Raw genomic sequence first — 14,700 nt, 5'->3', positions numbered from 1 at the left:
CCAAATTTTTTTTTTTTTTTTTGGGGGGTTGTTATTCTGCCCCGCCTTGCTTTTTACGAACCAAGCAAAAAAAGAAGCAAGATTCATCTCTTGCTTCTGGTGAGTTATTAAATTTCAATCAATTTATTGATATGTTCAGTAAATTTTGCTAAGCCTCTTCCAACGGCTGACGAGAATTCTTTTTACCGTGAAAACGAATTCCTAAAAAGATGTCGTAGACAAAACTCCAAAAATCTTTGCCTTGGAACAATCCCAAAGTTTGATAACAGCCTTTTTCATCTAAAAGAGGCTGAGTGGCGCGATAAGCTGTTTGGTAATGATACCAGGGAATTGAAGGCCACAAATGATGAATCAGGTGATAGTTTTGACCTAAAATCAGGATGTTAAGAATGGGGCTAGGGTAGACTCTAGCATTTTTCCAGCGATCGCGCTCTTGAAAAGGACGATGGGGTAGATAATCAAAAAACAACCCTAACGCCAAACCTACTACCAAAGCAGGGCAAAACCAGAAATTCAAAACATAGCCCAAAAATCCATGTTGGCAAGCAATAAAAACAATAGTGGCAACAAACAACCTGCTGAAAAACCATTCCCACAACTCATATTTGCGCCATAAACGCCGTTTAAAAAAGTAAACTTCGTGATAGAAAAACCTCGCCGCAATTAACCATAATGGCCCACCAGTAGAAACAAAATGGTCAGGGTCATTATCTGGGTCATTCACATGGGCGTGGTGTTGAATATGAACCCTTGTAAACACTGGAAAAGCAAAACCTAACATTAGGGCGCTACCATGCCCTAACATAGCATTGATCACCCGATCGCGATGGGCGGCATTGTGAGAAGCATCATGAATCACAGTCCCTACCATGTGCAAAGCAATCACGTTAGTTAAAAAACAGCACCAATCAGGCCATTCCCAGCACCAATAACCGCAATTGGAAAGTATTACCATTCCGACTGCGACACAAAACATCAGCAGCGTAGGATTAAAATCGCCGGGAGGTTGTAACAACTCCCTTGGTACTGTCAGCGGCTTTTGTGCCTCCGACATCAGTATCATTTCTCCTCTTAACTTCCATCGCGTAGTATACGATACTGACACTCAAACAATAAAGTTTTGTTGCTTGCGGATTACGGTACAGTGAAGAGTTGTGAGTAGTGAAGTGTTAAATTAAGAGATTACCTTTAACTTAAAACTCTTCAAGGGCGGGTTTGGTGAATGACTTATCTGTTTGAGCATAAAAATAATATACTAAACCCGCCCCTACAAACTTATAACTTCATAAGCCCCCTTCTACCCTTGTGGATAGGTCAAAATGCCATCTGAAAAATACCTAAGAAGAACAAAAATCGTTGCCACAATTGGCCCTGCGACCCGCACTCCCGAAGTTTTGCGTGCTTTAATTGAAGCTGGTGCCACCACCTTAAGGCTAAACTTTTCTCACGGTACTCACGAAGAACACCAACGGAATATTCGCTTAATTCGGCAAACTTCCTTTGAGCTTAATCAGCCAGTGGGGATACTGCAAGACTTACAAGGCCCGAAAATCAGATTAGGACAATTTGAACAAGGGTCTGTAGTGGTGAAAAAGGGCGATCGCTTTACTCTAACCAATCGTCAAGTATTAGGCACCGAAGAAATTAGTTCCGTCACCTACGATCGACTAGCTGAAGAAGTCCCCGAAGGCGCTACCATCCTCCTAGACGACGGCAAAGTAGAAATGGTTGTGGAAAAAGTCGATCGCACCACCCAAGAACTACATTGCTGCGTCGTAGTTGGCGGTACTCTTTCCAACAGCAAAGGCGTAAACTTCCCCGGAGTCTACCTTTCCATCAAAGCCTTAACCGACAAAGACCGCAAAGACTTAATGTTCGGGTTAGACCAAGGAGTAGACTGGGTAGCATTAAGCTTCGTGCGTAATCCCCAAGACGTACTAGAAATTAAAGAATTGATTTTCAGCGCGGGAAAACAAGTTCCAGTGATCGCGAAGATAGAAAAGCACGAAGCGATCGAACAAATGGAAGCCATCCTCCCATTATGCGATGGCGTAATGATCGCCAGAGGCGACTTAGGCGTAGAACTACCCGCCGAAGATGTACCCATCTTACAAAAGCGATTAATCGTTCTCGCCAACCGTTTAGGAATCCCCATCATCACCGCCACCCAAATGCTAGATAGCATGGTGGGTAGCCCCCGTCCCACTCGCGCCGAAATCTCCGACGTAGCCAATGCTATTCTCGATGGTACCGATGCTGTCATGCTATCCAACGAAACCGCCGTTGGTAAATACCCCGTCGAAGCCGTAGCGACAATGGCACGCATCGCCGTCAGAATCGAACAAGAAAAAGCTCAACAACCAACCGTCGCCACCATTGCCAACTCCAGTCCTTCCATCCCCAACGCCATCAGCCAAGCAGTCGGACACATAGCCGAACAGCTAGACGCTACGGCAATCATGAGTTTGACTAAATCCGGCGCAACAGCCAGAAACGTCTCCAAATTCCGGCCAAAAACCCCCATTTTGGCAGTTACACCCCACGTCGATGTCGCCCGACAACTACAACTAGTTTGGGGTGTTAAACCCTTGTTGGTGTTAGATTTACCTTCCACCAGTCAAACCTTCCAAGCTGCCATCAACGTAGCCAGGGAAAATCATTTAGTCCACGAAGGCGACTTAGTAGTAATGACAGCGGGAACCCTGCAAGGCGTATCTGGTTCCACAGATTTGATTAAAGTGGAAGTAGTAACAGCAGTACTCGGCAAAGGTACAGCCTTGGGTAGTGGTTCTGTCAGTGGTAGGGCAAGAGTAGCCGCTAGCTATGCCGATGTCTCTAACTTTAATCCCGGAGAAATTTTAGTCGCCTCCCGTACCAATGCTGAATACGTCGATGCCATTCGCAAAGCCGCAGGGATCATCACCGAAGACGAAAGTCTCACCAGTCACGCCGCCGTCATTGGGTTGCGTTTGGGTATCCCGGTTATTGTCGGTGTGAAAAATGCCACTGGTTGCATCCGCGATGGGGCAATTTTAACTCTGGATATGCAGCGAGGATTGATTTATTCTGGTGCGATCGGTGTAACTCAGGCGGAAACCGTTGTTACTGTTTAGTCATTGGTCATTGGTTGTTGGTCGTTGGTCGTTGGTCGTTGGTAATGATTGCAATGGAGGTAGAACCTCCAAATACCTCGTTCCCTGGTTCAACCAGGGAACGAGAAAACCTCCAAATACCTCGTTCCCTGGTTCAACCAGGGAACGAGAAACTCGAGGCTCCGCCTCAAGATGCTCTTATCTCAGTATTTAGCGTCAGTGCGTAAGTCCTAATATTGAACAAATGACCAATAACTTTAGCTAGGCTAGAAGTCTGGGGTTGTAGTGGCAAAAATTATGGTGCAAAGTAAATTAACTAAGCGAATAGAAGTCGGAAGAAAGGCAGAAGGCAGAGGGCAGAAGGCAGAAGGTAAACAAGAAGAAAGGGTAAAGGAAAAATTTAATTCCCCCCATCTCCCCACCTCCCCTGCCCTCCTGGGTGCTTCTGTAGCAGAATTAACCGATTGGGTGCAGCAGCAAGGGCAACCAGCTTATCGGGGGAAACAGCTGCATCAATGGATATATCAAAAAGGCGCAAGAAGTCTGGCAGAAATTACAGTTTTTCCGAAACAATGGCGCGATGATTTGGCGGATATTTCTATTGGCAGGTCAACTGTACATTATCGTTCAGTTGCCCCAGATGAAACTGTAAAATATTTGCTGCGATTAGCCGATAATCAAATTGTAGAAACAGTGGGCATTCCCACAGAAAAACGCCTAACTGTTTGCGTTTCTTCCCAAGTTGGTTGTCCGATGGCGTGCGATTTTTGCGCCACTGGAAAGGGCGGTTTTAAACGTAACTTGGCAAAACATGAAATTATCGACCAAGTTTTGACTGTGCAAGAAGATTTTCAAAGGCGCGTCAGCAACATTGTATTTATGGGCATGGGCGAACCTTTAATTAATCTAGAAAATGTCGTGGGGGCAATTAAATCGCTGAATGAAGATGTGGGTATTGGACAGCGAAATATTACGGTTTCTACTGTTGGTATTCCGGGAAAAATTCGCCAATTAGCCCAGCATCATTTACAAGTTACTTTGGCAGTGAGTTTACACGCTTCTAACCAAAGTTTGCGGGAGAAATTGATTCCAACTGCTCAACATTACACTTTAGAAAATTTGCTTGATGACTGTCGAGAATATGTCCAAATTACTAAGCGAAGAGTAACTTTTGAATATATCCTGTTGGCAGGAGTCAATGATTTACCGGAACAGGCGGAAGAGTTAGCAAAACATTTGCGCGGTTTCCAAAGTCATGTGAATTTAATTCCTTATAATCCCATTCAGGAAGCAGATTATCAACGCCCAAATGCTAAGCGAATTCAAGCTTTTATGAGTGTTTTACAAAATAGACATATTGCTGTCAGTGTACGCTATTCTAGAGGCTTGGAAGCTGATGCTGCTTGTGGACAATTAAGGGCTAGTAAGGTATGAAAGGGACTGGGGATGACAGGCAAGATGCCTGTCCTACGGGACTGGGTAAGTTTTGAGTTTGTAGGGGCGGGTTTAGCAGATGATTTCTATGATAAAAACATAAGAATTAAAACAAAACCCGCCCTTACAGAGTTTTGAATTATTCTCCTCTTCTCCCCATTCCCCCACCTCCCTACCTCCCCACTTCTAATCATGGAACAGCCGAAAACCGAAAGAGAAAAAATGCTTGCTGGTGAGTTGTATGTTTCTGCTGATGCGGAGTTAAAGGCTTTGCATTTGGAGGCTTGTCGGCTTACTCGTTTGTACAATAATACGGGAGAGGAGGATGGGGATTTGCGATCGCAACTTCTCCACCAACTATTCGCTAAAGTCGGAAAAAACCCCCAAGTTACTCCCAATTTCTATTGCGATTATGGTTGTCATATTTATGTCGGTGACAACTTTTACATGAATTATGGTTGTGTAATTTTAGATTGCAATACAGTGCATATTGGCGATAATGTTTTGTGTGCGCCTTATGTGCAAATTTACACCGCTTATCATCCAGTAGATCCTAATATTCGCCTTACAGGAAAGGAACTCGCTGCACCAATAACAATCGGTAATAATGTTTGGATTGGTGGAGGGGCAATTATTTGTCCGGGTGTAACAATTGGGGATAATACTACTATTGGTGCCGGAAGTGTGGTGACAAAAAATATTCCTGAAAATGTGGTTGCTGCGGGAAATCCTTGCCGGGTAATTCGAGAGTTATGATTTTGAAGTATCAACAATCACGCTCATTTCTGCTGACGTTGTTGTTTGTAGTCGTAGCCTTCGTCGTAATCAATAGTGCCAAAGAGGTCTAATACTTTGAGCCGCTTGCGACGCTGGATGTATTCGCGCAGTGCGGTTTCGACCAGGGCATCCACAGTTGTCTGGTCATCAAGTGCCAGCGCCTCTTGCAACAAAGCTTCGTTAATGTTGAGTGGTGTAGCCACGATCGATTTTGAACCAACGACTGATTAAATTAATATTATCGTATTCCATAATCGCTTTTGGGCAAGCAAAAAGATCGATCGCAACTTCTCCACCAACTATTCAGGTATGATTTTATTGCATTTCCAGCAGTAACCACTAGCTAAACGATTTAATCGCAGAGTTTACTGCCCACATCGTTAAATAAGAAGTTCGCCCCTGACGATTACTTAACAACCTTTTTTCAGAACTACTAGCCGTCAACCAAAATTTGGAAAAAGAATCGCGATCGTTATAGTTTGGAGCATCAGCATGAGTCCATTCTTGGCTAAAGGCATAATACTTCCAAGGCTCTGAAAACCCTGGATCTTGTCGATTAATATCATCGAATTTAGGTTTCCAGTTGGAAAGAGCCAGAAATTCAAAATTGTCGAATTCCGTGAGGTTTCCCTGATGGTAAACTTTGTTTGCGTGGGCTGGTACTCCCATATCTTGAATCATGTGAAGCATTACACCTAAAAGAAAGTATGCTTGCTCCTTTTGACCTTGACGATAAGCTGTCAAACTGTCCTGCCACCACCCTTGAATATCATTGCAGCCTTCATTTGTACCCTGATGTTGTCTTCGTTTAGCTTCAAGATCTATCCCGTACTTTGTCCCTGAAACTGGCAGTTCATGTAGCTCTGCATTTGCTCCTTCAATAATAACTTTCCGAAATTGCTGCAATTCTGGATACTGGTTTTTGAGTTGATCGATCGCCCATTCTGTAAGATAACTATGAGTAGGATGAGTAGGATTACCCGCAGCACTGTCCCAAGCCCAAGCACTAGAAGAAGTCAAGCTAAAGTTAGCAACTATTAAAATTGAGAAAATAACTGCGACCAAAGGTTGGTACTTGATCCGCAAAACCATAATTTAACCTACCTTTTTAGATCGGATTTGTCTGAGTCAAAACTCAAAACTGCTTTTCAAATTTTAGACTATACCATTCCTGCCCACTTGATTCTTTCTTATATTCAAAAGAAAAACCATTAGACAGAGGTACTGTATAACGAGTCCGACCTTCCATTTCCAGCCACTCTGTTGATTGAGTACATTTATACTGCTATGATGCAGCCAAAAAGTACTGAAGTGCGATCGCGAAACCCTAGCAACAACTGGAGGATTTAACTATGGATGACATTCCCAGCATTATCTCCCACGTCTCGCTCGGAACTAATGACTTTGACAGGGCGATCGCATTTTACGATAAAGTGCTGGCAACGCTAGGCTGTAAGCGGATTATGGAACATCCCGGTGCCATTGCTTATGGAAAGCAGTATCCAGAATTTTGGGTACAAACTCCCATAAATGGTCAACCCGCAAATGTCGGAAATGGTACTCATATTGGGTTTATTGCTCCTACTAAAGAATCAGTTCATGCCTTCTATGAGGCAGCTTTAGCTGCTGGAGGCGTGGATGATGGAGCTCCTGGTTCTAGACCGGATTATGGTGAACAATACTATGGTTGCTTTGTCCGCGATTTAGATGGACACAAGATTGAAGCGTCTTATTGGGAAGATATGTAACTGATTCAATAATCTGTATTCATCTGCGTTTTTTAAAGATTTGGAACTTGCCAAAAGGTGAGGATTTTTACCACAGATATCCACAGATAAACACAGATGAACACAGATAATAATTTAACCGCAGATGCACGCAGATAAACGCAGATGTAAGCGTCGATCTTTGGGTTATTAACTAAGTTTTTCGGCAGTTAATTAGCGGCTTTTTCAATTAAATGCCTTGCTACGCTTTGTGTTCCTGTATGCTGATAATAATTGGTTGCTACGTCTAAAAATGCGGCAACGTAATCTAATTTATCATCGGCAAAATCAATGTATTGTTTTAAGTGACTAACTACATTTTGTGGTGTTAATTGATGGGATTGGACAAAGTTATTCATCCACCCTTGTGCTGCGGCGAAATTTTGTTCCATAAATCCCAACTTTTCCGTTGTACTATTTCCCGGAATCATGCCACTAATACTTTGAAAAGTTGGGTTTTGTTGTAAAGTAGCTGAGTTGATATTAGTCAAGTTTGTATGTACTTTTCTCACAAAGTCGGGTCCCAAGGGAACTAAAGCATCAACGGAAACTAACGCCGCCATTCGCATTAATGACTGTCCGCTATATTTACTTAAAGCATTGCCAAAAGCCCCAAAGTTGGTAACGGGGATTTGATGAATGGCAGAGAAAGCTAATAACTCAATTACTAATTTTAAACCGAGATCGATGCTTTGAAGTACGTCAGATTTGGGTGTTAGTTTATTTAAAAATGACAGGAAGCTAACTTTTTCACTTAGTTTATTGGCGATCGCCATTGCACCGATCGCACTATCCGCTGTATCCGCAATTTGGTACAGCCAAATCGCTCTCTGATATCCTTGTGATGGATCGTTATATATTTTCAGGGCGCGATCGCGTATTTTCTTAATCTTATCTTTGTCTTTCTTACCAGTAACCGCCCGAATCATATTATCAAAACCTACGATATTCTCCCACTCCCCTGGCACCACAAAATCTAACCCTTGCAACAAATAAACTGTTGTGTTTTTCGTCGGCAAACTATCAACTAACTCATCAATCCCTTTAGTTTGTGGCATAATTTATCACTCATTCAACTCTCTATTTAGACAGCCCAAACTCGGCAAAGGTTCAAATTTCCTAAAGGAACAGAGAAGACAATTAACTCAGATCTCGCACCAGTTCCAAATCCGCCTGTAAATCAATTTCCAGGCTAAGAGCTTCGAGTCCTCTAAAGAGGACTAAGATACTTAGTCGGATTTTTATGCTTTCAGTCCATTTTAATGGACTTCAGCTATTAGCCTGCGAATTGATTCGCAGGCGGGCTAAAAACGCAGGTGCAAGATATCAGTTAAACAATTTATCCTATTCCCTGTTCCCTTTCTTCCTAAATTTCCGCCGATGCTCTTTCAACCAACCGACGTGCTAAAGTCTGAATTCCTGTATGTTCGTAATAGTTTGTTGAAACATCCAAGAAAGCAGCAAGGTAATCTAATTTGTCATCAGCAACGTCGATAAAGCTAGAGAGATTTTTAGCAACATTTTGCGGTGTTAAACCCCGATCGCTAACAAAACCACTCATCCAACCGGAAACGGAATCAAAGCTTTGGAGAATGAAATTCTTTTGTCCTTCAGTATTACCTCCGGGAATTAAATCTTTCACACTATTAAAGCTTTGATTTTGTTGCAATTCTTGGGGACTCATGGTAGTAAAACCAGATAGCACTTTTTGGATAAAATCCGGCCCCAAGGGAATTAATCCATCGAAGCAAACTAGCGCCGCCATCCGCATTAAAGACTCGCCGCTATAGTCTCCTAAAGCTGCTAAAAAGTCGCCAATGCTATCACCAGGAATTCCATTTATTTGACAAAAAGCTACTAATTCCACGACTAATTTTACTGCTAAGTCAATGGTTTGTGCTTTTTCGGCTTTCGGGGTGATTTTATCTAAAAAACCCAATAAGGAAATCTTTTCACCCAATTTATTTGCTAATGCCGCTGTACCCAATAATTTTGAACCACTGGTAACAGTTTGGTACAACCACAATGCGGTTTGATATCCCTGGGATTTGTCGTTATATAAAGTAACAGCCCGATCGCCAATTTGTTGAATAATATCCTCGTCTGTTTCCCCTGTCACCGTGCGAATCGTATTATCAAAACCGACTAGATTTTGCCACTCTCCGGGAATGACAAAATCTAGCGATCGCAACGACATTACTGTTAATCCACCAGTGGGGAGTTCATCCACCAACTCGAAAATAGGTTTACTCACAACAACTTCCTTTTTTTATGAGTTTTTTATCTGAATTTGCTCAAAGACTATTTCAGCGCCTCTATACCACGCAAATTGAATTTTTGCAACCAAGCTTCTCGATCGCTTTGACTAAAAGATGAATCGCGTGATTGGACTTTTACCTGATAGCGATCGGCTACCAACACAGCTGTTCCATTACTGCCAATATTAGCTGCCGGATAACCAGCGATTTTTTTCCCACTACTTTGGAACTTCTCCTTTGCGGTAGGGTTATTCACCGTATCAGAAACGGAAAGCACAGCTACATCTTTAGCGTCTTGTTTCAACTTGTATTCGGCAAAACCTTTTTTCTCCTGGGCTGGTACTACTTGATATCCATCACCAGATTTAGGAAAATATTTATTAAACAGTGAGCCTTGGGTAGATACCTTGACTACTGCCGGAGTAGCATTTCTACCCGTGCTAGCTTTTTGGGCTTGTTCGTAGCGCGAAGGAGCTTCTGTTGCACAGGAAGACACCAACAACAACAAGCCAAGTAAAAATGGAGCCAAAATTCTCTGGATTTTTCCCAAATTCATCGCTTTCTACCTAACTATAGGCGGCACGTTCCATATTGTCACCTATATTTTGGCAAATTGTCATAACTTTTAGTAGAATCAATTTGCCCCCAAATCTGTGAGATATTTACTCAATGCTTATGTAACCATCAATTGTTAAGATATTTTCAAGGAAAATAAAAATTTTTGATAAAGCTTAACGATTTATCTGGAAAAATTTCCAGATTTTAGGCAAACTAACATTAAAGTCCGCATTTTGCTGTTAGTTAACATAGTTACTTAAACCATTGAAATTATGTATTCTGAGGTAATTGTGTTGCAAGAAACTACATTGATTCAAGTACCCCAACGCTTAACTGTGTTAGAAGCGGTGGAATTTAGGAAAACCTGTCAGGAACTTTGTCAAGCAGATAGTCCACCAGGGAAAATTATTTTCGATTTTAGTGATACTACTTTTATGGATAGTAGTGGTTTAGGTGCCTTAGTTAGCAATTTTAAACTCACCAAAGACAAGGGGATAGATTTACTATTGCGCGACGTGCGTCCACAAGTAATGGCAGTATTATCTCTAACTGGACTGAATGAAGTTTTGCCGATCGAACAAACTCTCAGCACAGAAGCAGCAAAAACTACCGAGAAAAGTGAAATTGTACCCCCTCCCACTCATGCTTCGATATATTCTTGGATTAAACGATCGCTAGATGTCGTAGGAGCAATAGTAGGTTTAGCAATTACAGCTATTTTATTTGTTCCCATTGCCATAGCGATTAAATTAGACAGTCCGGGGCCAATTTTCTTTGGTCAAGTTCGCTGTGGTTGGATGGGGAAAAAATTTCGGATGTGGAAATTCCGTTCCATGTGTGCCAATGCCGAACAGATGAAATCACAAGTCCAAAACCAACTTTCGGGGCCATTATTTAAAAACGATAATGACCCACGAATTACTAGAGTAGGTCGGTTTTTGCGAAAAACCAGTTTAGATGAAATCCCGCAGTTTTGGAATGTTTTAATCGGGGAAATGAGTTTAGTGGGAACTAGACCACCTACACCCGATGAAGTAGAAAAGTATGATGTCCCTGAATGGCAGCGTTTAGATGTTAAACCAGGTATGACTGGAGAATGGCAAGTAAACGGCAGGTCGCAAATTCGCGATTTTGAAGATGTGATCCGTTTGGATTTGAAATATCAAGAAAATTGGAGTCTCATGTATGACCTACAGTTGATTTTCAAAACTATCTTTGTTGTATTTAACAGAAATAGCGGCGCTTATTAGGAGATTAATTTCCCCTGATTTCACTATTGTTAGTAGCCAACTTAATCTTGATGTTGTAGGGTAAGTACGGCACAGTGGGAATTATGCAGCACATAGTTACTCACACTGCCATGAATGGCATCTTTAATGTCATAGTTAGCCCTTCGTCCCATGACGATTAAATCAGCACCCCAAGTGCGAGCTAGGTCGCAAATGTTCCACTTGGGGTCGCCAAAATTTTGCGTCATCTCGGCTTTAATACCCATTGCGATCGCCTGTACCAAATGCGATCGCAATAACTCCAAGCTTTGTTTTTCAAACTTCTCTCGCTGTTTTAAATATTTAGTAATAGTGTCCTGATGGGTTACAGCTAGAGAGTTGTTACTCACTTGAATGTTGATGTTAGGATAACCTTCCTCATCAGGACTAAGGACGTGCAACAGCATTAATTCAGCATTATTAGCTTTAGCCATAAACAAAGCTGCTGCCAGGATATTATTGCTCGTTTCCAAAGAATCTATTGCCACCAGAATCTTTTTGAACATAAATTTTCGCGGGTTTTGACAGGTATTGTAAGGCAAAGGTTTTTTGACCGAATTCAAGCATAAGGCAAAAATTAAATCCTCAAGGATAAAAGAAAAGATTATTGATTTTTGTAAGAGTTAGGACTTACGCATAAAAACCCGGTTTTTGACCCACGCTGCGTAAATCCTGAGAGTAACTATCAATCAATTTGTCTTATATCCTTCATAAGAAAAGCTCTAGCAGAAATACCCGCTAGAGCAATGCCTTTGTAGAGACTGTAGAGACGCAAATCTCTATAACCAAACTTTAGCTATTAGTTGCCACTTTCCATTTTGGCGATGTCGAGCAGGGTCTTGATTACTGAGTCGGGGTTCAAGCTGATCGAATCAATACCTTGTTCCACCAAGAAGCGGGCAAACTCTGGATAGTCAGAAGGTGCTTGACCACAAATACCAATCTTGCGATCGTTCTTCTTGGCTTTTTCAATCACCAACCGCACCATTTCTTTAATACCAGGGTTGCGTTCGTCGAAGATGTGAGCAACTAAAGCGGAGTCACGGTCTAATCCCAATGTTAACTGGGTAAGGTCGTTAGAACCGATCGAGAAGCCATCAAACACTTCGCTAAACTCGTCTGCCATGATTACGTTATTCGGAATTTCGCACATCACGTAGACTTGCAAGCCATTTTCGCCACGTTTCAAGCCATATTTTTCCATTTCCGCCAATACCTTGCGTCCTTCATCAGGAGTGCGGCAGAACGGAATCATTGGAATCACGTTGGTTAGACCCATTTCGTCCCGTACCCGTTTCAGGGCGATACATTCCAAACCGTAGGCATCACGATATTTTGGATCGTAGTAACGAGAAGCACCGCGCCAACCGATCATCGGGTTTTCTTCTTTTGGCTCGAATTCTCGTCCACCGAGCAAGTTAGCATATTCATTGCTCTTGAAGTCAGACATCCGCAGCACCACTGGTTTCGGATAGAATGCCGCCGCAATCATACCGATACCATGAGCTAGTTTGTCTACGAAGAAGTCAGCTTTATTTTCGTAGAGAGCGGTCAATTGTTGAATTTCCCACTTCGCTGCTTTATCTTCTAATTCGTCAAACTTCAACAATGCCAATGGGTGACATTTAATGTGGTTGGCGATAATGAATTCTAAGCGAGCTAGACCAACACCGTCGCAAGGAATCGAAGATAAACCAAAAGCTTCTTCTGGATTACCAACATTCATTAAAATCTTAGTTTTGATTTCTGGCAGGTTATCCAGTTGGGTTTCGATAATTTCAAAAGGTACTAAACCTTCGTAAACCCGTCCTTCTTCACCTTCGGAACAAGATACGGTAACTTCTTGACCAGATTTGAGCAAACCAGTAGCATTACCGCAACCTACGATCGCCGGAATACCCATTTCACGAGCGATAATTGCTGCGTGGCAAGTGCGTCCACCTTGGTTGGTAACGATCGCGCTAGCTTTCTTCATGATCGGTTCCCAATCCGGGTCAGTCTTGTTGGTAACTAAGACTTGACCAGCTTGGAATTCATCAATCTTATGCACGTCGAGAATTACATTAGCCTTACCTTGACCAATCATTTCACCAACTGCACGTCCGGTAGTCAATACATTACCTGTGCCATTCAGTTTGAAGTTACGCAGGACGCTACCAGATTTTTGCGATTGCACGGTTTCTGGACGAGCTTGAACGATATAAAGTCCACCGTTTAAACCATCTTTTGCCCATTCAATGTCCATCGGTGTATAAGTACCGCGAACTGCTGAATAGTGGTCTTCAATTATGCAAGCCCATTTGCCCAATGTGAGAATTTCGTCATCAGTTAGAGCATATTTAACTCTTTCTGATTGAGCAACTGAGACGTTCTTCGTCAGTTTAGTACCGCCGACATCGTAGATCATTTTGATCTCTTTAGTACCCAGACGTTTTTCCAAAATTGGACGATATCCGTCTTTTAATGTCGGTTTGAAAACGAAATATTCATCAGGGTTAACGGCACCTTGAACTACGTTTTCACCTAAACCGTAAGCGGCTGTAACTAAAGCTGCATTCTTGAAGCCTGTTTCTGTGTCAATTGAGAACATAACACCAGAAGAAGCTAAGTCAGAACGCACCATTTTTTGTACGCCAACTGACAATGCAACTTCAAAATGATCGAAGCCTTTAATTGTGCGATAAGAGATAGCACGATCGGTAAAGATAGAAGCAAAACATCTGTGGCAAGCTTCTAAAACTGACCTGACTCCATGTACGTTCAAATAAGTTTCTTGTTGACCTGCAAAACTGGCATCTGGCAAGTCTTCAGCAGTCGCAGATGACCGAACAGCAACGTCTACGTCTTGACTTTGAGATTCGCACTGTTCTTTGGCTTCGCCTTCAAATCGATCGCATATATCTTTATTGTAACCGTAGCGTTCGCAGAGTTTTTGATATGCAGATGCGATCGCTGCTTGTAAATCTGGTGGGAATGGTGTATCGAGGATTAAAGCCCGTGCTTGTTTGCCACGTTCTCTTAAATTATTAACATCCTCAACATCTAAATCCGAGAAAATTTGCCGTAGCTTTTCTTCTAATCCAGCACCTTTAACAAAGTACCGATAAGCATAGGCAGTTGTCGCAAAACCCGTCGGAACACTTATTCCTTTGGGAGTCAATTCTTGAATCATTTCTCCCAGAGAGGCATTCTTTCCACCTACTAAGGGAATATCAGCAATTCCTACTTCTTCAAACCACAGAACTAACGCTTTGTCTTTAGATTCCGCTGATGTTTTTTGTTGTAGAGCAGTAACCATAATTCATTTCCTTCACGCTCCTTAATTAACAGGATAAACATCACTTTCTCGTTTTCAACCAAATGCAGAAATTCTTTAGAATCTTCTCCCGTTACCTACTTTTTTACCCCTTGACTACCTAAAGTAAAAAAATTATTTTTTCCTGGTTTTCAACCTTGTTACTCCCAAAAAACCTACTATACATAACTTCATAAAAAACCGGAATTGCTTTGGGAATTGTTAACTAATCATTGAGACTACACTAGGATA

The 14,700-nt window shown here is 42.1% G+C and carries 13 protein-coding genes; 5 read left to right on the top strand and 8 right to left on the bottom strand.

Translation table 11 applies throughout. From position 1 onward, the window contains the following. Positions 1–148 precede the first annotated feature (148 nt). Positions 149–1,054 (bottom strand): beta-carotene hydroxylase, encoded by a 906-nt coding sequence (crtR, locus tag ACE1CC_RS35410; protein ID WP_413275127.1) that lies wholly within the window; start codon positions 1,052–1,054, stop codon positions 149–151. Between the two features lie 265 nt (positions 1,055–1,319). Here crtR and pyk point away from each other — a divergent pair, with 265 nt between their 5' ends. The 3 genes from pyk to ACE1CC_RS35395 all read left to right on the top strand — a co-directional run bounded on the left by pyk (position 1,320) and on the right by ACE1CC_RS35395 (position 5,282). After that, positions 1,320–3,113 carry a pyruvate kinase gene (gene pyk / locus ACE1CC_RS35405; RefSeq protein WP_413275126.1) on the top strand — a complete coding sequence of 598 codons (1,794 nt, stop codon included), beginning with the start codon at positions 1,320–1,322 and terminating at the stop codon, positions 3,111–3,113. Between the two features lie 276 nt (positions 3,114–3,389). Continuing rightward, complete coding sequence (gene rlmN, locus ACE1CC_RS35400) at positions 3,390–4,526, top strand: dual-specificity RNA methyltransferase RlmN (protein ID WP_413275125.1); 1,137 nt, start codon at positions 3,390–3,392, stop codon at positions 4,524–4,526. Positions 4,527–4,718: 192 nt separating this feature from the next. Next, entirely contained in the window at positions 4,719–5,282 is a 564-nt protein-coding gene (locus tag ACE1CC_RS35395) for a sugar O-acetyltransferase (protein WP_413275124.1), read from the top strand. 23 nt (positions 5,283–5,305) lie between these two features. On the opposite strand, the gene ACE1CC_RS35390 is transcribed toward ACE1CC_RS35395, so the two are convergent. Then, complete coding sequence (locus ACE1CC_RS35390; protein ID WP_413256171.1) at positions 5,306–5,506, bottom strand: type II toxin-antitoxin system VapB family antitoxin; 201 nt, start codon at positions 5,504–5,506, stop codon at positions 5,306–5,308. Between the two features lie 136 nt (positions 5,507–5,642). Next, positions 5,643–6,395 carry a phospholipase C/P1 nuclease family protein gene (locus ACE1CC_RS35385; RefSeq protein WP_413275123.1) on the bottom strand — a complete coding sequence of 251 codons (753 nt, stop codon included), beginning with the start codon at positions 6,393–6,395 and terminating at the stop codon, positions 5,643–5,645. A 260-nt stretch (positions 6,396–6,655) separates the two neighbouring features. Between ACE1CC_RS35385 and ACE1CC_RS35380 the strand changes: the two genes are divergently transcribed. Continuing rightward, the gene (locus tag ACE1CC_RS35380; RefSeq protein WP_413275122.1) at positions 6,656–7,051 is read left to right on the top strand and encodes a VOC family protein; all 396 of its coding nucleotides are present in this window, start codon (positions 6,656–6,658) and stop codon (positions 7,049–7,051) included. 188 nt (positions 7,052–7,239) lie between these two features. Here the strand turns inward: ACE1CC_RS35380 and ACE1CC_RS35375 are convergent, their stop codons facing one another. From ACE1CC_RS35375 to ACE1CC_RS35365, 3 genes are all read right to left on the bottom strand, one after another. Continuing rightward, positions 7,240–8,127 carry a hypothetical protein gene (locus tag ACE1CC_RS35375; protein WP_413275121.1) on the bottom strand — a complete coding sequence of 296 codons (888 nt, stop codon included), beginning with the start codon at positions 8,125–8,127 and terminating at the stop codon, positions 7,240–7,242. A 308-nt stretch (positions 8,128–8,435) separates the two neighbouring features. Then, positions 8,436–9,323, bottom strand: a complete 888-nt coding sequence (locus tag ACE1CC_RS35370) for a hypothetical protein (protein WP_413275120.1) — start codon at positions 9,321–9,323, stop codon at positions 8,436–8,438. 47 nt (positions 9,324–9,370) lie between these two features. Next, entirely contained in the window at positions 9,371–9,883 is a 513-nt protein-coding gene (locus ACE1CC_RS35365) for a hypothetical protein (RefSeq protein WP_459563958.1), read from the bottom strand. Positions 9,884–10,157: 274 nt separating this feature from the next. Between ACE1CC_RS35365 and ACE1CC_RS35360 the strand changes: the two genes are divergently transcribed. After that, positions 10,158–11,135 carry an exopolysaccharide biosynthesis polyprenyl glycosylphosphotransferase gene (locus tag ACE1CC_RS35360; RefSeq protein ID WP_413275118.1) on the top strand — a complete coding sequence of 326 codons (978 nt, stop codon included), beginning with the start codon at positions 10,158–10,160 and terminating at the stop codon, positions 11,133–11,135. Positions 11,136–11,176: 41 nt separating this feature from the next. On the opposite strand, the gene ACE1CC_RS35355 is transcribed toward ACE1CC_RS35360, so the two are convergent. Beyond that, complete coding sequence (locus ACE1CC_RS35355; protein ID WP_413275117.1) at positions 11,177–11,659, bottom strand: universal stress protein; 483 nt, start codon at positions 11,657–11,659, stop codon at positions 11,177–11,179. A gap of 293 nt (positions 11,660–11,952) precedes the next feature. Continuing rightward, positions 11,953–14,451, bottom strand: a complete 2,499-nt coding sequence (gene ppsA / locus ACE1CC_RS35350; protein ID WP_413275116.1) for a phosphoenolpyruvate synthase — start codon at positions 14,449–14,451, stop codon at positions 11,953–11,955. Positions 14,452–14,700 lie beyond the last annotated feature (249 nt).

This window comes from Floridaenema aerugineum BLCC-F46, from assembly GCF_041929345.1.
Taxonomy (GTDB): Bacteria; Cyanobacteriota; Cyanobacteriia; order Cyanobacteriales; family Aerosakkonemataceae; genus Floridanema; species Floridanema aerugineum.
The sequence above is the reverse complement of the archived record's forward strand: the minus strand, read 5'-3'. Positions and strand labels throughout refer to the sequence as shown.

What these genes read in the sequence shown, in the direction of transcription:
- ACE1CC_RS35365 (WP_459563958.1), bottom strand. Translation starts at nt 9,883, where the DNA reads ATGAATTTGGGAAAAATCCAGAGAATTTTGGCTCCATTTTTACTTGGC.
- ACE1CC_RS35375 (WP_413275121.1), bottom strand. Translation starts at nt 8,127, where the DNA reads ATGCCACAAACTAAAGGGATTGATGAGTTAGTTGATAGTTTGCCGACG.
- crtR (WP_413275127.1), bottom strand. Translation starts at nt 1,054, where the DNA reads ATGTCGGAGGCACAAAAGCCGCTGACAGTACCAAGGGAGTTGTTACAA.
- ACE1CC_RS35395 (WP_413275124.1), top strand. Translation starts at nt 4,719, where the DNA reads ATGGAACAGCCGAAAACCGAAAGAGAAAAAATGCTTGCTGGTGAGTTG.
- ACE1CC_RS35355 (WP_413275117.1), bottom strand. Translation starts at nt 11,659, where the DNA reads ATGTTCAAAAAGATTCTGGTGGCAATAGATTCTTTGGAAACGAGCAAT.
- ACE1CC_RS35385 (WP_413275123.1), bottom strand. Translation starts at nt 6,395, where the DNA reads ATGGTTTTGCGGATCAAGTACCAACCTTTGGTCGCAGTTATTTTCTCA.
- rlmN (WP_413275125.1), top strand. Translation starts at nt 3,390, where the DNA reads ATGGTGCAAAGTAAATTAACTAAGCGAATAGAAGTCGGAAGAAAGGCA.
- ACE1CC_RS35360 (WP_413275118.1), top strand. Translation starts at nt 10,158, where the DNA reads ATGTATTCTGAGGTAATTGTGTTGCAAGAAACTACATTGATTCAAGTA.
- ACE1CC_RS35380 (WP_413275122.1), top strand. Translation starts at nt 6,656, where the DNA reads ATGGATGACATTCCCAGCATTATCTCCCACGTCTCGCTCGGAACTAAT.
- ppsA (WP_413275116.1), bottom strand. Translation starts at nt 14,451, where the DNA reads ATGGTTACTGCTCTACAACAAAAAACATCAGCGGAATCTAAAGACAAA.
- pyk (WP_413275126.1), top strand. Translation starts at nt 1,320, where the DNA reads ATGCCATCTGAAAAATACCTAAGAAGAACAAAAATCGTTGCCACAATT.